Below are 17,173 nucleotides of genomic sequence, written 5' to 3'. Positions count from 1 at the left end.
ACGCGTGCGACGGCCGCGCCCGCTCCCTGGCACCGCGACGCTCGTGGCCGCGGCGCTCCTCTTTGCCGTCCCGTCGCGCGCGCAGGCGCCCGGCCCGCTCGACCTCGGCGGGCTGCGCATCCCCGCGCCCACGGGGTACGTCAACGACTTCGCCAACGTCCTGGACCCGCAGTCGGAAGCGGCGATCCAGGGGATCGTGGACGACGTGCGCGCGAAGAGCGGGGGCGCCGAGATCGTGGTGGTCACGCTGCCTTCGCTGGAGGGGCGGCCGATCTTCGAGGTCGCCACCGAGATCGCGCGCGGGTGGAGGATCGGCAGCCGCGGCGAGATCGGCGACTCGCTGCGCAACGTGGGCGCGCTGGTGCTGCTGTCGCTGGGCGACCGCCGGGTGCGCATCCACGTGTCGGAGGGGGCCAACAACTTCATCACGGCGGCCGAGTCGGGGCGCATCCAGGACCAGTACATGCTCCCCGCCTTCCGCCGGGGCGACTACGCCGCGGGGCTCCGGCTGGGGGTGCAGGCGCTGGCGGGCGACTTCGCGCGGCACTTCGGCTTCCAGCTGGACCCGAGCGCGGCCCCCGTGCCGCCCCCCGTTTCCGAGCGGCAGCCGCGGCCGACGACCCGGAGCAGGGGCTTCCCGCCCGGCCTGCTCTTCATCCTCTTCATGGTCCTCTACTTCCTCATCAACCGCAGGGGAGGCGGGGGGCGCGGCGGGCGGCGGCGCCGGCGCGGGTGGGGCGGGCCGATCATCATTCCCTTCCCCATGGGAGGCGGCTGGGGCGGCGGCGGGTTCGGGGGAGGTGGCGGCGGAGGGGGGTTCGGCGGCTTCGGCGGCGGGGGCGGCTGGAGCGGCGGCGGCTCCGAACGGGGCTGGTGAGCCAAGGAGCGAGGAGCGTGAGGATGGGGAAGGAGATCGAGCGGGCGCGGGCCTTCGCGGCCGAGCTGGCGGGGGTGTACGGCGACGAGCTGGTGTCGGCGGCACTCTACGGCTCGGCGGCGCGCGGGGAGTACCGCGAGGGGGTCTCGGACCTGAACCTGCTGGTGCTGCTCAAGGACGCGTCTCCCGCGGCGCTGCGCCGGGGGGCGCGGCTGGCGCGGGGGTGGGTGGCCGAGCGCAACCCGCCGCCGCTGGTGCTCTCGGAAGAGGAGTGGCGCTCGTCGGCGGACGTGTGGCCGATCGAGATGTCGGACATCCGCGACGCGCACCTGGTGCTGCACGGGAGCGACCCGTTCGCGGAGGTGGAGATCGACCCGGCAGACCTCCGGCGCCAGTGCGAGAGCGAGCTGAAGGGGAAGCACGTGCGGCTGCGCGAGCGCTACCTGATGTCGGCCGAGGAGCCGGCGGAGCTGGAGGCGCTGCTGCTGCACTCGTTCCCCACCTTCCTGGTGCTCTTCCGCACCGTGCTGCGGCTGGACGGGGGCGAGGCGCCGCGCGACGCGGAGGGCGTGGTGCGGCTGGCGGCGGAGCGCGCGGGGTTCGATCCCGGGCCGCTGCTGGAGGTGCACCGCGCCCGGCACGGCGGGGCGAAGCTGGAGGCGCGCTCCGACGCGCCGGTGGTGGTGGGGTACCTGGACGCGGTCGAGCGCGTGGTGCGCTACGTGGACCGCTACGTGGACGGGACGGCGTGAGGCTCGTTCCCGGATCTTGCGAGAGGCTGCGAGGATGCAGACGAACCCGCTTTCCCGGAGGAGAACGATGCGGTTCGCGAAGATGGTGCTGGCGGCGGCGCTGGGGCTGGGGCTCGGGGGGTGCGGCTACAACCGCATCCAGGACCTGGACGAGCGCGCCGAGCAGGCGAAGTCGAACATCGGGGTGCAGCTCACCGCGCGCAACCAGTTGATCCCCAACCTGGTGGCCACGGTGAAGGGCGCCGCCGAGTTCGAGCGCGGCACCCAGACCGAGATCGCGCGCGCCCGCGCCGGGCAGCTGCAGCAGGCCGAGCAGCAGCTCACGCAGGCCCGCCAGCAGACGCAGGCCGCGGTGCAGGGCGGCGACGTGCAGCAGATGCAGGCGGCCGACGCGGCCGCCGTGCGCTCGATCGGCACCTACCTGAACATCGCGGTGGAGGCGTACCCCGAGTTGCGGGCCACGCAGAACTTCACGGCGCTGCAGGACCAGCTGGCCGAGAGCGAGAACAAGATCGCGCAGGCCCGCACCGACTACAACTCGGCGGTGCGCGACTACAACACGTACATCCGCCAGTTCCCGCAGACGATCACCGCCAAGATCACCGGCGCCGACCGCAAGGAGCCCTACCAGGCTCCCGCCGGCAGCGAGCAGGCGCCCACGGTCGACTTCAGCCAGCCGAAGTAGGGACGGGATCGGCGGGTCGGGCAGACGCAACGGGGCCGCACCTCGCGAGGGGTGCGGCCCCGAGGTTCCGAGAATAGCCTGTCCCGCGTTAGATTCCTCTGAAGTCCAATCACGGAGAGTGTAACATGAGCGCAGCGATCGTCGTGATGCTTTCAGATGAGACAAAGGCGGAGGTGGACGCGTTGTCACGGGCGGACGGCGTTTCCCAGGACGACATCGTTCGCGCGGCGGTCGAAGAGTACGTCCTTGCGCGTCGGCTCGGTGAGATCCGCGAGCGAGTGGTGCCGCAGGCGCGGGCGCAGGGATTCTTCACGGACGAGGACGTCTTCCGCGCCATCTCGTGAGGCTCGTCCTCGACACGAACGTGCTCGTGGCCGCCTTTGCGACCCAGGGCCAGTGCTACCGGCTGCTCCGCCACTGCGTGAAGAACCACTCGCTCGTCACTTCCGCCTTCCTCCTGCAAGAACTCGAGAGCAAGCTGCTCCGGAAGATCAAGATCGCTCCCGATGACGTCGAGGCGATCATGTCGGCGGTGCGGTCGTACAGTAAGGTGGTAGTCCCGGAGCCGCTCGCGGTGCCTGTCTGCCGCGATCCCGACGATGATTGGGTGCTGGCGACGGCGGTGACGGGACAGTGCCGTTGCATCGTAACCGGAGACCGTGATCTCCTGGTCCTCCGCCGACACGACGCGATCGACATCGTGAGCCCAGCTGAGTTCTGGCGCTTGGAAGACGAGAACGCAAAGGACTAGCTTTCCGAGCCATCCTTGCACATCAGCGACCCCGCGGCATCGAACTGCCGCGGGGTCGTCATCTCAGGTGCTCGTCGCCGTTCGCGGTTGAAGCCTCGCGGGGTTTGCGAGGCTTTCCGTGGTTCCAGCGAGTGTCTTCAGGCACTCGCGCCCGGCACTCGCCCTACGCCACTCGCACCTCCGGCACTCACGCCCTGCCGCCGCACCGGCTCACCCGCCGCAGGGGATGCGGCGCCGCTCCTCCAGGAAGCGGACGCGGCGCTCGTCCTGGGGGATGCGCACCACGGAGACGGGGTAGACCTCGGCGCCCTCGTCGGGGCAGCCGGCGACCAGGGTGGTGCGGCGCACCAGCACCATCAGCGTGTCGCCCTTCTCGCCGCGCCCCACGATCTCGATGCGCTCCTGCGCCGACTTGCGCTTGCCCATCGCCGCCAGCACCAGCATCTCCTTCTGCCAGTCCATCCCCGGCGGCAGCGCGGGCGGCGTGCACCCCGGGTTCACGCCCCAGAACGACTCCCACTCGATCGGCTGGCGGAAGACGGAACGCGAAGAGGGCGAGTTGCAGCGGCGCTCGGCCGCCTGCGCGACGGGCACCCGCGCGCTCGCCGGGAGCGTGGTGAAGCCCTCCGGCAGCGGCGCGTCGTCCGCGGCGCCCCCCGCGTCCCCGCCGCCGCAGGCCGCGAGCAGGGCCAGGCAGAGCGCGGCGGCGAGCCGAAGCGGCCGTCGAGAGTGAAGCATCGCGGTCATGGCGGTATCTGGCGGCAACGGGTCTGTCGCGGTGCGCGGGGTGGCCGGGAAGCCGCGCCGGGGGCGGGCGTGCCCTCCGTTCCCTTCCCAAACGGGGGGTGCGGGAGCATATTCAGGGCGACCCGGCGCGACAAGCCCAGAGGCGGCGAGCCCCCCGCCATCTCGTTGTTGTACTTCGCGTTACCTTCGTTTTCCCCACGAGCGGAAGCACCCCCGGCCGATGTCGTTCGTCCACCTGCACTGCCATTCCGAGTACTCGCTCCTCGACGGCGCCAACCGCATCGAGGACCTGGTGAAGCGCGCCTGCGAGCTCGAGCAGCCCGCCCTGGCGCTCACCGACCACGGCTGCATGTTCGGCGCGTGGGTCTTCCAGGAGCAGGCGAAGAAGGCCGGCGTCAAGCCGATCGTGGGGATGGAGGCGTACGTCGCCCCCGCCTCGCGCTTCGACCGCACCAAGACCAAGGGCGAGAAGGGATACTACCACCTGGTGCTCCTGGCGCGCGACTACCAGGGGTACAGGAACCTCTCCCGCCTCACCTCCATCGGCTACACGGAAGGCTTCTACGGCAAGCCGCGCATCGACCGCGAGGTGCTGGCGAAGCACTCCGAGGGGCTCATCGTCACCTCGGCGTGCCTGGCGGGCGAGGTGGCGCAGCACCTGATGGAAGACCAGTGGGAGGAGGCGCGCCGGGCGGTCGAGTGGCACCAGGAGGTGTTCGGCGAGCGCTACTACCTGGAGGTGCAGGCGCACGACTCCCCGGGGCAGGCGCGGCTCAACGAGCGCATCTTCCGCCTGGCGGCCGAGACGGGCGTGCGCGTGGTGGCCACCAACGACGCGCACTTCCTGAAGGCCGAGGACCACCAGGCGCACGACGTGCTCCTCTGCATCGGGCTGGGGAAGGACTTCGCCGACCCCGACCGGATGAAGTACGACGGCCAGCTCTACTTCAAGAGCCACGCGGAGATCGCCGAGCGCTTCCCCGACCGGCCCGACGTGCTCGAGAACACGCTGGCGATCGCGGAGTCGGTGGACCTCGCGATGCCCAGGAAGTACTACGTCCCCAACTTCCCCACCGAGCCCGAGGGGTACGCGTCGGAAGACGAGATGCTCTCCGCCTGGGTGTGGCGCGGGGCGATGCGGCACTACGCGCCCGCGGGGACGCCGGAGGGCGCGGACCCGAAGGCCGTGCTCCCGGCCGAGGTGGTGGACCGGGTGGAGTACGAGCTGGGGGTGATCACCAAGCTGGGGTACTCGGGCTACTTCCTGATCACGGCCGACTTCATCCGCTGGGCGCGCGACCACGACATCCCCGTCGGCCCCGGGCGCGGCTCGGCGGCGGGGTCGATCGTGGCGTACTGCATGGGGATCACCGACTGCTGCCCGCTCAAGTTCGACCTCCTCTTCGAGCGCTTCCTGAACCCCGAGCGCGTGTCGATGCCCGACATCGACGTGGACTTCTGCTTCGAGCGCCGCGGCGAGGTGATCGAGTACGTGCGCGAGAAGTACGGCCGCGACGCGGTGGGGCAGATCATCACCTTCGGGACGATGAAGAGCCGGGCGGTGGTGAAGGACGTGGGGCGCACCCTGGGCTTCCTCCCCGCGGAGACGGACCGGCTGGCCAAGCTGATCCCCAACGCCCCCAACTTCTCCATGACGGTGGAGGAGGCGAAGGAGAAGATCCCCGAGATCAGGGAGCTGTACGAGAAGGAGGAGCGCTACCGGCAGCTGCTGGACTACTCGAGCACGCTGGAGGGGCTCAGCCGCCACAGCAGCGTGCACGCGGCCGGCGTGGTGATCGCGCCGGGGCCGCTGGACGAGTACGTGCCGGTCTGCACGCAGTCCACCAAGGGCTCCGGCGGCGGGAGCGGCGAGTCGATCATCGTCACCCAGTACGACATGACCTGCCTGGAGAAGGCGGGCATGCTGAAGATGGACTTCCTGGGGCTGAAGACGCTCACGGTGATCTACGACGCCGTGGCCTTCATCCGCGCGCGGCACGGGGCGCTCCGCCACCCGCAGACCGGGGTGGAGTACGCGCGCCCCGAGGACATCCCGCTGGACGACCCCGAGGTGTACGCGATGCTGGCGCGCGGGGGGACGGCGGGGGTGTTCCAGTTCGAATCGTCGCTCGCCACCGACAAGCTGCGCGCCATGAAGGCGGACCGCTTCGACGACCTAGTGGCGGCCAACGCGCTGGTGCGGCCCGGCCCGCTGGACATGGGGATGGACATGGTGTACATCCGCCGCAAGCTGGGGCTGGAGCCGGTGAAGTACCCCTTCGCCGAGCTGAAGGAGGTGCTGGAGCCCACCTACGGCGTGATCGTGTACCAGGAGCAGGTGATGCGCATCGCGCAGATCCTGGCCGGGCTCACCCTGGCCGAGGCCGACGTGCTGCGCAAGGCGGTGGGGAAGAAGGACGCGGAGCTGATCCGGAAGGAGCTGGGGAAGTTCGTGGAGAAGGCCGTGGAGAAGGGCCACGACCGCCGCGCCATCCAGGACCTCTCCGACCAGATCGAGGCGTTCGGGCGCTACGGCTTCAACAAGAGCCACTCGGTGGCCTACGGGCTGGTGGCGTACCAGACGGCGTGGCTGAAGTGCCACTACCCGGCCGAGTTCATGGCGGCGCTGATGTCGTCGGTGGTGGACAAGACCGACGACGTGGTGGCGTACATCCAGCACTGCCGCGAGTTGGGGAAGTTTCTCCCGCGCATCGGGCGCGACGGGGTGGAGGTGCTGCCGCCGCACGTGAACGAGTCGAACTGGAAGTTCACCGTGGTGGGCGAGGGGGTGGGGCAGGTGCGCTTCGGGCTGGGGGCGATCCGCGGCGTGGGCGAGGGGGCGGTGCGCTCGATCCTGGCGGCGCGCGAGGCGGAGGGGCCCTTCACCTCGATGTTCGACCTGCTCTGCCGCATCGACCTGAGGCTCTGCAACAAGCGGGTGCTGGAGGCGCTGATCTGCGCGGGGGCGCTGGACGGCTTCGAGGACGGGGGCGGTCGCAACCAGCTGCTGGCGGGGCTCGACCTGGCGTTCGCCACCGCGCAGAACCTGCAGAAGGAGCGCGAGAGCGCGCAGGACTCGTTCTTCGACGTGCTGATGGGCGGCGGCGACGGGGGCACGGCCACGCTGGTGCAGGCCCCGCCGCTGCCGAAGGTGGAGAAGTGGGCCGAGAGCGAGCGGCTCACGCGCGAGAAGGAGATCCTGGGCTTCTTCATCAGCGGCCACCCGCTCAACCGCTTCCGCGAGGACGTGGCGCTCTTCGAGGGGCGCACCAGCACCGTGAAGCTCCGGACGCAGCGCGACCAGAAGGTGGAGCTGGCGTGCGTGGTGACCGAAGCGGCGCGCCAGGTCTCGAAGAAGGACGGCTCGGAGTGGGGCCGCATCACCGTGGAGGACTTCCACGGCACGGCCACGGTGCTTGCGTTCGGCGACTCGTGGGCTAAATACAAGGATGTGCTCCGGCAGGACGCGGCCGTGGTGATCCGGGGCGCCGTCAGCTCCCGCGAGCGCGACGACGAGGACCCGCCGCTCTTCCTGGACTCGGCGGTGCCGCTGGAGCAGGTGCGCGAGAGCGGCGAGGTGGGCGTGCTGATCGAGCTGGGCTCGGGCGGCCCCGACCCGGCGGCGATCGAGGGCGCGAAGGCGGCGCTGGCGCAGTACGCGGGCCAGGGGCCCGTGATCGTGCTCTGGAGGAACGGCGGCGGCGAGGGCGAGGCGCCCAGGCTGCGCTCGAAGACGCTCAGGGTGGCCCCGCGCGACGAGCTGCTCGTGGCGCTCCGCGAGGCGCTGGGCGACGAGCGCGTCCGCCTGCACCGCGACCCGCCGGCGCTGGGGTCGGTGGGCGGCGGGCGCGAGGAGGGGTGGCGCGGGCGGAGGCAGCGCGGAGGGGGCGAGGAGTAGGGGCGAGGCCTGCCTCGCCGTCCGGCGGCTGCGCCGCCGGGGAGGCCCCCTCCCCCGCGCGACCCTCGGCTGCTCGTTCCTCGCAGCCGGAGGATGCGCTCCCCTCCCCCGCTGCGCGGTAGAGGGGAACCCCCCCGGCGCTTCGCGCGACGACACCGCGCGCGGGAGGCGGTTGAAGCCTCGCGGGGGTTGGCGAGGCTTTCCGTGGTTCCAGCGGGCGGCTTCAGCCGCTCGCGGCGCCGGCGGACCGCGCGAACCCCGCGTGAGGGATGCGCGCCCGTAGGGCCGGGACCGTGGCGGCCGGGCAGTTTCGGCCGACGCGGGCCCGGCGCGGTTGGGCACAGTCGTATCGTGCCCTACCGCGCGCGCAGCCCGGCCCGGAGCGCAGCGGAGGGACACGCCCGAACCCCGCGGTTCCAGGCAGTTGCGGGGCCGCGATTCCGCCTGGTCTGAAGCTTGAACGAATCTGCTTCGCTCTCCTCACGGGAGACGCGGGGCTGGAGGCAGAAGAGTTGGCTACGGTCGCACACCTGGACTTCGAGCGCGCCATCGGCGAGGTGGAGGAGCAGATCCAGAACCTCCGCACGCTGGCGCGCGAGCGTGGGCTGGACGTCTCCACCGAGCTGCGCTCGCTGGAGCGCAAGCTGAAGGGGCTGAAAGAGGAGACCTTCCGCAACCTCTCCCCGATCGAGCGGGTGATGGTGGCCCGCCACCCCAAGCGCCCCTACACGCTCGACTACGTGGAGATGATCTTCGCCGACTTCGTGGAGCTGCACGGCGACCGGCAGTTCCGTGACGACGCGAGCATCGTGGGCGGCTGGGCCCGGCTCGACGGGGAGTCCGTCATGCTCATCGGCCAGCAGAAGGGCCGGGACATGAAGGAGAACCTCAGGCGCAACTTCGGCATGCCCCACCCGGAGGGCTACCGCAAGGCGCTCCGATTGATGAAATTGGCGGAGAAGTTCCGCCGCCCCGTCGTGACCCTGATCGACACGCCGGGCGCCTACCCCGGCCTGGGGGCGGAGGAGCGCGGGCAGGCCGAGGCCATCGCCCGCAACCTGCGCGAGATGGCGGCGCTCCGGACTCCGTCGGTGGCCGTGGTGATCGGCGAGGGCGGCTCGGGCGGGGCGCTGGCGATCGGGGTGGCCGACCGGGTGCTGATGCTGGAGAACAGCGTCTACTCGGTGATCAGCCCCGAGGGGTGCGCGGCGATCCTGTGGAAGAGCGGGAACGAGCGCGAGAAGGCGGCGCAGGCGCTCAGGCTCACGGCCGAGGACCTGGCCGAGCTGGAGGTGATCGACGAGGTGGTCCCCGAGCCCGCGGGCGGCGCGCACTCCGACTGGGAGGCCACCGCCGCGGGCGTGAAGGAGGCGCTCGTCCGCCACCTCGCCGAGCTGCGGGCGGTTCCCGAGGAGGAGCTGCGCCGGGCGCGGTGGAAGAAGTACCTGGGGATGGGACAGTGGCGCTCCGGCCGCTGACCTCCCGACTGCATTGACCGGCCCCGCGGCGGGCGCGAAGCCCGTCGCGAGGACATAGATGGAGGCGAAACCGGTGAGTCTCGAGCTTCCGGTGATCCAGCCTCTCCCCTCTCCCGAGCAGGCCGGCTTCCTGGTGGAAGTCTCCTTCAAGGGGGTGCGGAGGGCGTTCTTCACCTCGCCCGACGTGACGCTGCGCGTGGGCGACTGGGTGCTGGTGGAGGTGGAGCGCGGCCGCGACCTGGGCCGCGTGAAGTCGCTGGGCGGCATCGCGCGCAAGAAGTGCGGCCCCACCGACCCCGTGGCGGGCGCGGTGGTGCTGCGCCGCGCCGAGCCCCCCGAGGTGCGCCAGCTGCACGTGCTGCGGGCCGACGAGGAGCGCGTGCGCCGCAAGACGCGCGAGCTGGTGGAGCAGCACGGCCTGCACATGAAGGTCAGCGACGCCGAGTGGCAGTGGGACCGGAACAAGCTGACCATCTACTTCACGGCCGAGAAGCGGGTCGACTTCCGCCAGCTGGTGCGCGACCTGGCGCGGACCTTCCGCACGCGCATCGAGCTCAAGCAGATCGGGGTGCGCGACGAGGCGGCGCAGCTGGGCGGGGTGGGCCGCTGCGGCCGCCAGCTCTGCTGCGCCACCTGGCTGCGCGAGATCAAGCCGATCTCGCTGCAGCTGGCCAAGGACCAGAACCTCTCGCTCAACCCGCAGCAGATCTCCGGCACCTGCGGCCGGCTGATGTGCTGCCTGACGTACGAGCACGACGCGTATCTCGCCGCCAAGAAGCGCTTCCCCCGCGAGGGGAAGACGGTGCGGACGGTGGTGGGCGCCGAGAAGGTGGTGGCCATCGACATCTGGCGGAACCTGGTGACGCTGCAGGACGAGAGCCGGCAGCGCCGCACCATCGGGCTGGAGCAGCTCAAGGCCGAGACGGTGGCCGCGCCGCCGCCGGGGCGCGAGGGCGCGCCCCCGCCGGAGGCGCGCCCGCAGCTCCCCACGCCCGCGCAGACGCAGCGGCCGCCGCGGCGGCCCCGCACGCCCCCGCCCCCGCGGAGGCCCGAGTGAGCGGACGCCGCTTCTACCTGACCACGGCCATCGACTACGCGAACGGCGACCCCCACATCGGCCACGCGTACGAGAAGATCGGGGCCGATGCGATCGCGCGCTTCCACCGCCTGCTGGGCGAGGAGGTGCGCTTCTGCATGGGGATGGACGAGCACGGGCAGAAGGTGGCGCAGGCGGCCGAGGCGCGCGGGATCACCCCGCAACAGCTGGTGGACGAGCTGGCGGCGCGCTTCGAGGGGATGTGGCGGCGCCTGCTGGTCTCCAACGACCGCTGGGTGCGCACCACGCAGCCGCACCACAAGCGGGGCGTCGCGGCGCTGATCGAACGGATCTACGAACGGAGCCCGGACGACTTCTACGAGCAGACGTACGAGGGGTGGTACTGCGTCGGCTGCGAGCTGTTCAAGACCGAGAGCGAGATCGAGGACGGCCGCTGCGTGCTGCACCCCACGCGCGAGCTGGAGTGGGCCGAGGAGCGCAACCTCTTCTTCCGCCTCTCGCGCTACTCCGACTTCCTCGAGAAGCGGCTGACGGAGACGCCGGAGGTGCTGGAGCCCCGCTCGCGGCGCAACGAGATGCTGGCGCTGATCGAGCAGGGGCTGGAGGACATCTCCATCACCCGCGCGCACCTCACCTGGGCGATCCCTTGGCCGCGCCCCGTGGCGGGAGAGACGCAGGGGACGTGGGTGTGGTTCGACGCGCTGCCGAACTACCTCACCGACACCGGCTACCCCGACGGGGAGTGGGAGCGGTGGTGGCCGGCGCAGCTGCACGTGGTGGGGAAGGACATCGTGCGGCTGCACTCGCTGGTGTGGCCGGCGATGCTGGAGTCCGCCGGGCTGCCGCTGCCGGAGCGGGTGTGGGGGCACGGCTGGGTGCTGTACGGGGGCGAGCGCTTCAGCAAGTCGGCGGGGGTGACGCTGGACGTGGCCGAGGCGGCGGAGAAGTACGGCCCCGACGCGTTCCGCTACTTCCTGCTGCGCGAGGCGCCCTGGGACAGCGACGGCTCGTTCACCTGGGAGCGCTTCGCCGAGCGCTACACGGCGGAGCTGGCGAACGGGCTGGGGAACCTGGCCAGCCGCACGCTCTCGATGGTGGCGAAGTACCGGGACGGCGTGGTCCCCGCGGCGGCGCCGGCGGAGGACGGGGAGATCGGGCGCGTGCTGGAGGACTACCGGCGGGCGATGGGGGCCAACCTGCTGCACGAGGGCGCCGCGGCGGCGTTCGAGCTGGTGTGGCGCGCCAACTCGTTCGTGGCCGAGAAGGCGCCCTGGAAGCTGGCGAAGGACCCCGCCGCGGCGGGCGAGCTGGACGCCACGCTGCACGCGATGGTGCGCTGGCTGGCGGTGATCAGCGTGCTCTTCTTCCCCTTCATGCCGGGGAAGATGGGCGAGCTGTGGGAGCGCCTGGGCGGGGGCCGCGCGATGCCGCGGCTGGACGAGCTGGCGGCGCTGGACGTCTCCGGCTGGAGCGTGGCCGGCGGCGACCCGCTCTTCCCGCGCCCCAAGCGCGAGCCGGTGGCGGCGTAGGCATCCTCTGCATCGAGAAACCAGGAAGGGCCGTCTCCCGTCGCGGAGGCGGCCCTTTCCCGGAATCACAGCCGACCGGCAGAAGCCGCGCCCTCCGCCGGATCTTTCATCCTGCTCTCCCATGTTCCTCACGATGCAGAGCTTTCGCACTTCCCTCGTCGTACTCGCGCTGCTCGCGGCCGCCCCGTCGCTCCCCGCGCAGTCCACGCGTCCGTACGACGGCGGCCGCTTCACGATCGAGCTGCCGCGCGGCATCACCGGGCTGACGCTCATACGCAAGGTGGAAGACCCGGCGTCGGCCTTCGAGGGGTACGTCGGCGGCGGCTACGACGTCGGGCTGGTGATGGTGAACCGCACCGTGCTGCGCGGCGTGCCGAGACACCCCGCGCTGGCGGACTCGGCCGCGCTGCGGCGGCTGCTGACGGACACCTCCGCCGCCCGCGTGCGGCAGCTCAGGGAGGCGCCGGTCGACACCTCGGCCGCGGCGCGCCGCGCGTTCATGCAGGCGATGGGCGACACGTCGCTGGCGACCCGCCGGGCCGGGCTCGAGCTGCTCCAGTCCCTGTTCGTGCGCGGTGACGACTGGATCCGGCTGGAGGGAGACGGCCGCGAGATCGTGACGGAGGACCGGGTGGCGCGCCGCTCCCCCGTGACCGTGGACCTGGACAGGGCGTCCCTGCACGGCATCGCGGACATATCGGTGCCGCGCCAGGGTGGGCTGGAGGTGTGGATGGTGCTGTACGCCGCCGTGGAGCGCACGCCCGCCGTCGAGGCGGCCGCGGCTCGCATGCTGGACTCGTTCCGCGTGAAGCCCGCGCCTGCCGACGCCACGCCGCCGGAGTAAAGGCGGTCCGTGGTCGGAAACGAAGAAGGGCCGTCTCCCGTCGCGGAGGCGGCCCTTTTTCGCGTGTCCGACCATGAACGGCAAAGCCTCATACCATTTCGCAGGGACTCGTTCGGGTATCAGCCCTGAAAAGGTCTCACACAGAGGGCACAGAGAACACAGAGGAACAGCGGAGAGATTGAAGTTCTCTCCGTGTCCTCCGTGTCCTCTGTGTGATGCCAATCTGTTTCTCGCGAACCAGAACATTGCTCGGAAACGTGGTATCACACAGAGAAACAGAGAAGCGGAGGATTTCTCTGTTCCTCTGTTTCTCTATGTGTGAGATCTTTTCAGAGCCGATACCTGAACGATTCTCTGCAAATTGGTGTCATTCTGAGGGAGCGTCCGACGTAAGCTGCATCTGCACGAGAGCCTGGACGCGGCCGAAGAATCCAGCCAATGCGGCTGGGCGCCGGCCGTAGCGAGCGCAGCCAGCCACCAGGAAGGCCGGCTGGATTCTTCAGGCGCCGCCCAACTGCGGTGCGGACGCAGTTTCGGTGCAGCGGCGCCTTCGGAATGACATCCATCTGCACAAACAGTCTCGAGATCCGGTATGAGTGTCGTTTCTGCTGATGCTCGCCCCCCTGGCGCTTCGCGCTACCTCGCCAGCGGTTCGGGCGGCGCGGCGCCGCGCCCGGGCGTCGGCTCAGAAGGCTGGGGCGCGCATCCCGAGCTGCTGCTGCAGCCACAACAGGCGGTCGCGCGCGGCCTCGGCGGTGAGGCCGTGCCCCGCGTCGTACCAGCGGATCGTCTTCGGATCGCGCACCGCGGCGTGCAGCAGCTCGGCGTCGCGCGGCGGCACGAGGTTGTCCTGCCGCCCCGACTGCAGCAGGAGGGGCGTCGGCGACGCGAAGCCGACGTACTTGATCGGCTCGATCGGGATCATCGACTCGAGCCAGCGCCGCCGCTCCGTGCAGGTGAGCCCGGCGAAGGCGCTGCCGTCCTCGGGGCCGGTGAAGTGCGAGACGAGCCCGCCGTCGGCTACGACGAGGATGCCCGTCTTGAGCCGCCGCTCGATGCCGACGAAGAGCGCGCCCATCGCCCCGCCGTAGCTGATGCCCACGTAGCCGAGCCGACCCGCGTCCACGTCCGGGCGCGCCACGAGCAGGTCCACGGCGCGCTGCAGGTCGGTCATCAACTGCACCTGCTCCGCGCTGTCAGCCTCGGTGAAGCGCACCGGGCTGCCCCCGCGCCGCGCGAACGGGGCGTCGAGCGCCGCCACCACCGCCCCGTGGCGCGCCAGCACCACCGCCTGGCCCGTCATCTGCTCGGCGTTGCCCGGCATTCCGTGCATCAGCAACAATCCCGCGAACGGGCCCACACCCTCGGGCACGAAGAGCCGCCCCGTGGCGCGGCCGGCGCCACGCGGGCTGCGGAAGCTCAGCTCGTGGATCTCCACACCCGGCTCGGTGCCGATCGGCTGGAGCACCGGGTCGTAGGCCGCCGCGCGGTCGTAGGCGAACGCGGTCAGGGCGGAGGCGGGTGCCGGCGCGGCGCTGAGCGTCGGGACGGTGCAGGCGTCGACGGGCGGCTCGGGATCGGCCGGCTGGCCGCAGGCACCGGCGAGCGGGAACCAGAGCAGTGGAGCGAGACCGACGGAGCGCATCAGCATGGTGGTACCTCGGCAGGAGCTGGAACTCGGGACGCCCATCCCGGCTGCACTCGTCGACAACCCCATCGGGTAGGGGACGCGCAGGACGACCCGCACCGGAGATCGCGTTCGCACTTCGCCCTGCCTGGCCAGCGGATGCGGCCGGAGCCGGAACTGGATCGCCTCGCTGGTGGTCCCCTTCCCGCCCTCCCTGTGGAAGGGGGCGCGGGTGCTGGTGGAGACCGCTTCGATGCGGCGGTGCTCGACGAGCCGAAGCGCGACGCCATCACGCCGAACACCGTCCAGGACGGAGACAGCGTCACTCGCAGCTCACTGCCGGCCGGTAGACCTGGTGCTGATGGCTGCCGTGGTTGCCGCCGATATTGGTGCCGCCGCCGGGGACCCAGATCAGCCCGCTGACATAGGCTGAGCCGTAGACGCCGTGGACGGGGGTAGGCATCCCGGAGAGTGGTGACCACTGGTTGGTCCGCGGATCGTAGTAGTCATGGTCGGGAAACATGCCGGCCGGTCCCTCGCCGCCCCAGACGTGGAAGCAGCCCCGGGCCATGACGCCGTTCATGCCGCTGCGGGCCCGCAGCATGGGGGCTGCGGTCGTCCAGGTCCGCGTTTGCGGGTCGTAGACTTCGTGCACTGCCGTCATGTCGGGCGACAATCCGTGGCCCAGACGCCCTCCGACGACGTGGATGCGGCCGTTGATCGCCGCGCCGGTAATGTGGTTGCGCTGGGAGGGTAGCTCCGGCAGCACCTCCCAGCGATCGGTCGCCGGGTCGTAGACGGCGAAATCGCTTCCCCGCGGCGGGCGTCCACCGGCGACGTAGATCTTGCCGTCGTGCACGATGGCCACCCCGGCGCCGCGCGCCGTGGGCATCGGCGCCTTCGTGACCCACACACCCGTGGCCGGATCCAGTTCGTAGACCGTGTCCTGGTAGCCCTGGTCCGAGACATCCGAGGTTTGGCCGCCGATCAGATAGACTTTTCCGTTGACGCTGGCCGCCATCCCGTGGTTGTTGGGCTGCGGGAGCGGCGGTCCCAGCTCCCAGCGGTCGCTCGCGACGTCGTAGACCTGGACCGTACGGGCCGTCACCCGACTCGCCGGATAGCCGCCGAGGAGGTAGAGCTTGCCGTTCGATTCGGCGAACGCCAGCTCGGAGTTGGGTTCGATCAATGGCGCCCGGAGCCCCCATTGGCCGGCGACCGGGGTCGAGCCCGGCGCCAGCACGCGAACGCGAACGGAGTCACGCACGTCCGCGTGGTTGGAGAGCGTAGCGACTACATACGTCGAGCCGATCGCGACGCCCCTGATCGCGCCGCTGGCATCCACGGTAGCCACGCCCGGGTCGCGGGAGACGAACTGCGCCGGCTCACTGGCGTTGAGCACCGTGGCGGTCACCGAAGCGGAAACGCCTACGTCCACGGTGACGCTGTCCGCGGAAAGCGTGAGCTGCGGATCATCGCCCTGTTCAACCGGGTCCTTGCCGCACGCCAGGAAGGCGGCAGCCGACAACGATGCAGCCACCAGCGCGATTGCCCGTTTCATCAGCACTCTCCAGGGAAGATCATGGATTCGACGATGGGGCCCACCAGCTGCTCCTGCTTCGCCAGCGGCTCCGGTGGACGAGACCGCCGGACGCCGGGGCGCGGCGCGGATCGGTCGTCCCCGTCCGCTCGTCCACCGCCTCGTACGCTGCATCGGCTCCCGTCCGGTACCCGGATGGACGCAGGGGTGCACGCGGAGCGGAAGATCGCTAGGTTACGACGCGTGCTCCGGCTCACGTCATTGATATATCAACGATCCAGGGCGCAATGTCTGACACCCGGCTGCAGGACGTACTTTTTTATTCGCTCGAATCCGCCTCCAAGGCGTACCGGCGGTTCGCGCAGGCCCGCCTGCACGCAGCGGGGATCGACATCACCATCGACCAATGGCTGGTGCTGAAGACGATCCACGAATCCCCCGACGTCACGCTACAGCAGGTCGGCGTCGCGGTATTCAAGGACTTCGCCTCCGTCACTCGTATCGTTCAGCTGCTCGAGCGAAAGGGCCTGCTTCACCGCAAGCCACATCCGAACGACGGGCGCCGGTCCGAGCTCGTGCTCACGAGCTCGGGGGAGTCGGTGATCCGCACGGTGGAGCCGATCGCACAGGCCAATCGCAGGCAGGCGCTGGACGGAATCGATGCCGAGCAGGTAGCGCGGCTGCGTGCGGTGCTGAAACGGATCATGGAGAACTGCGACGCGCGGCGATGAATGCCGGCGCGTGCCTCGACCGCGCGCGGCGGCGTCGAGAAGCAGGTGTCCTCGAGGACGGACCAGGCACGCTCGGCTGGGGCGCATTCCGGACGCACGATCCGTAGATGCCCTGCGCGCGCGGCTGTCGGTCGAAGAGGACGAATGGGTGATCTCCGAGACCAAATCGTCGCTCGGCGAAGACCGACGGCCGATCGGGAGGAACCGCGGTGCGTCTGGAGCCGTCCGCGGCGTCACGGTGGGGCAATCGCGGGATCATACCACTTTTGCAGAGCATCGTTCGGGTACAGCTTTCTGATAAAGCCTCACACAGAGGACACAGAGAAACTTCGATCGCGTCTTCAGTTCCTCCGTGTTCTCTGTGTTCTCTGTGTTCTCTGTGTCCTCTGTGTGATTCCAATCTGTTCGGAACCAGAACAATGCTCGGCGATCTGGTATTCCAAACTTCGTAATCGGCCGGTCGACTCCCCTCTATATTATACCGGATTCTAGGAATCAGTGTGCAATCCGGTCCTCTCGCGAACCATGTCATTCCGAGCGGCGCCGCAGCACCGATCCGGATTTCACACCTCAGCTGGGCGGCGCCCGAGGAATCTACTCACCCCGCCCGGACGCTGGCTCCATGCATCGGTCCGGCCTCCTGCCGGCCGCGAGTAG

General features: G+C 70.4%; 14 protein-coding genes. 11 read left to right on the top strand and 3 right to left on the bottom strand.

Translation table 11 applies throughout. The features are described from left to right. The first annotated feature begins 4 nt into the window (after nucleotides 1-4). The 5 genes from VF746_12000 (at nucleotide 5) to VF746_11980 (ending at nucleotide 3,065) form a co-directional block, all read left to right on the top strand. Complete coding sequence (locus VF746_12000; GenBank protein HEX8693138.1) at nucleotides 5-877, top strand: TPM domain-containing protein; 873 nt, start codon at nucleotides 5-7, stop codon at nucleotides 875-877. 23 nt (nucleotides 878-900) lie between these two features. Further along, the gene (locus VF746_11995) at nucleotides 901-1,629 is read left to right on the top strand and encodes a nucleotidyltransferase domain-containing protein (protein ID HEX8693137.1); all 729 of its coding nucleotides are present in this window, start codon (nucleotides 901-903) and stop codon (nucleotides 1,627-1,629) included. A 67-nt stretch (nucleotides 1,630-1,696) separates the two neighbouring features. Next, on the top strand, nucleotides 1,697-2,314 hold the full coding sequence (locus VF746_11990; GenBank protein HEX8693136.1) for a LemA family protein: 618 nt from the start codon (nucleotides 1,697-1,699) through the stop codon (nucleotides 2,312-2,314). Between the two features lie 125 nt (nucleotides 2,315-2,439). Beyond that, nucleotides 2,440-2,658, top strand: coding sequence for a ribbon-helix-helix protein, CopG family (locus VF746_11985; protein ID HEX8693135.1), 219 nt, complete (start codon nucleotides 2,440-2,442; stop codon nucleotides 2,656-2,658). Beyond that, the gene (locus VF746_11980) at nucleotides 2,655-3,065 is read left to right on the top strand and encodes a putative toxin-antitoxin system toxin component, PIN family (GenBank protein HEX8693134.1); all 411 of its coding nucleotides are present in this window, start codon (nucleotides 2,655-2,657) and stop codon (nucleotides 3,063-3,065) included. Before VF746_11985 ends, VF746_11980 begins: the two co-directional genes overlap by 4 nt. Before the next feature lie 210 nt (nucleotides 3,066-3,275). Here VF746_11980 and VF746_11975 read toward each other — a convergent pair whose 3' ends face one another. Then, nucleotides 3,276-3,812, bottom strand: a complete 537-nt coding sequence (locus VF746_11975; GenBank protein HEX8693133.1) for a hypothetical protein — start codon at nucleotides 3,810-3,812, stop codon at nucleotides 3,276-3,278. A 220-nt stretch (nucleotides 3,813-4,032) separates the two neighbouring features. On the opposite strand from VF746_11975, the gene dnaE reads away from it, so the two are divergent. The 5 genes from dnaE to VF746_11950 all read left to right on the top strand — a co-directional run bounded on the left by dnaE (nucleotide 4,033) and on the right by VF746_11950 (nucleotide 12,618). After that, nucleotides 4,033-7,710, top strand: a complete 3,678-nt coding sequence (gene dnaE / locus VF746_11970) for a DNA polymerase III subunit alpha (protein HEX8693132.1) — start codon at nucleotides 4,033-4,035, stop codon at nucleotides 7,708-7,710. A 512-nt stretch (nucleotides 7,711-8,222) separates the two neighbouring features. Next, the gene (locus VF746_11965; protein ID HEX8693131.1) at nucleotides 8,223-9,188 is read left to right on the top strand and encodes an acetyl-CoA carboxylase carboxyltransferase subunit alpha; all 966 of its coding nucleotides are present in this window, start codon (nucleotides 8,223-8,225) and stop codon (nucleotides 9,186-9,188) included. Between the two features lie 73 nt (nucleotides 9,189-9,261). After that, nucleotides 9,262-10,245, top strand: a complete 984-nt coding sequence (gene ricT, locus VF746_11960) for a regulatory iron-sulfur-containing complex subunit RicT (GenBank protein ID HEX8693130.1) — start codon at nucleotides 9,262-9,264, stop codon at nucleotides 10,243-10,245. After that, entirely contained in the window at nucleotides 10,242-11,774 is a 1,533-nt protein-coding gene (gene metG, locus VF746_11955; GenBank protein HEX8693129.1) for a methionine--tRNA ligase, read from the top strand. The genes ricT and metG overlap by 4 nt, the downstream gene beginning before the upstream one ends. Nucleotides 11,775-11,907: 133 nt before the next feature. Further along, on the top strand, nucleotides 11,908-12,618 hold the full coding sequence (locus tag VF746_11950) for a hypothetical protein (GenBank protein ID HEX8693128.1): 711 nt from the start codon (nucleotides 11,908-11,910) through the stop codon (nucleotides 12,616-12,618). A gap of 685 nt (nucleotides 12,619-13,303) precedes the next feature. Here VF746_11950 and VF746_11945 read toward each other — a convergent pair. Next, nucleotides 13,304-14,269, bottom strand: coding sequence for a prolyl oligopeptidase family serine peptidase (locus VF746_11945; GenBank protein HEX8693127.1), 966 nt, complete (start codon nucleotides 14,267-14,269; stop codon nucleotides 13,304-13,306). Between the two features lie 298 nt (nucleotides 14,270-14,567). Then, entirely contained in the window at nucleotides 14,568-15,806 is a 1,239-nt protein-coding gene (locus VF746_11940) for a kelch repeat-containing protein (GenBank protein ID HEX8693126.1), read from the bottom strand. Between the two features lie 266 nt (nucleotides 15,807-16,072). On the opposite strand from VF746_11940, the gene VF746_11935 reads away from it, so the two are divergent. After that, nucleotides 16,073-16,516, top strand: a complete 444-nt coding sequence (locus VF746_11935) for a MarR family transcriptional regulator (GenBank protein HEX8693125.1) — start codon at nucleotides 16,073-16,075, stop codon at nucleotides 16,514-16,516. Nucleotides 16,517-17,173: the final 657 nt, after the last annotated feature.

Origin of the sequence: Longimicrobium sp. (genome assembly GCA_036389795.1) — a bacterium.
In the GTDB taxonomy this organism is placed as follows: domain Bacteria; phylum Gemmatimonadota; class Gemmatimonadetes; order Longimicrobiales; family Longimicrobiaceae; genus Longimicrobium.
Note: the sequence above shows the minus strand (reverse complement) of the source record. Positions and strands in the feature narration are given on the sequence as shown.

Excerpts from the sequence above, each read along its gene's own strand:
- VF746_11995 (HEX8693137.1), top strand. The coding sequence starts at position 901 with ATGGGGAAGGAGATCGAGCGGGCGCGGGCCTTCGCGGCCGAGCTGGCG.
- VF746_11990 (HEX8693136.1), top strand. The coding sequence starts at position 1,697 with ATGCGGTTCGCGAAGATGGTGCTGGCGGCGGCGCTGGGGCTGGGGCTC.
- VF746_11985 (HEX8693135.1), top strand. The coding sequence starts at position 2,440 with ATGAGCGCAGCGATCGTCGTGATGCTTTCAGATGAGACAAAGGCGGAG.
- dnaE (HEX8693132.1), top strand. The coding sequence starts at position 4,033 with ATGTCGTTCGTCCACCTGCACTGCCATTCCGAGTACTCGCTCCTCGAC.
- VF746_11940 (HEX8693126.1), bottom strand. The coding sequence starts at position 15,806 with ATGAAACGGGCAATCGCGCTGGTGGCTGCATCGTTGTCGGCTGCCGCC.
- VF746_11950 (HEX8693128.1), top strand. The coding sequence starts at position 11,908 with ATGCAGAGCTTTCGCACTTCCCTCGTCGTACTCGCGCTGCTCGCGGCC.
- VF746_11975 (HEX8693133.1), bottom strand. The coding sequence starts at position 3,812 with ATGACCGCGATGCTTCACTCTCGACGGCCGCTTCGGCTCGCCGCCGCG.
- VF746_11935 (HEX8693125.1), top strand. The coding sequence starts at position 16,073 with ATGTCTGACACCCGGCTGCAGGACGTACTTTTTTATTCGCTCGAATCC.
- VF746_11945 (HEX8693127.1), bottom strand. The coding sequence starts at position 14,269 with ATGCTGATGCGCTCCGTCGGTCTCGCTCCACTGCTCTGGTTCCCGCTC.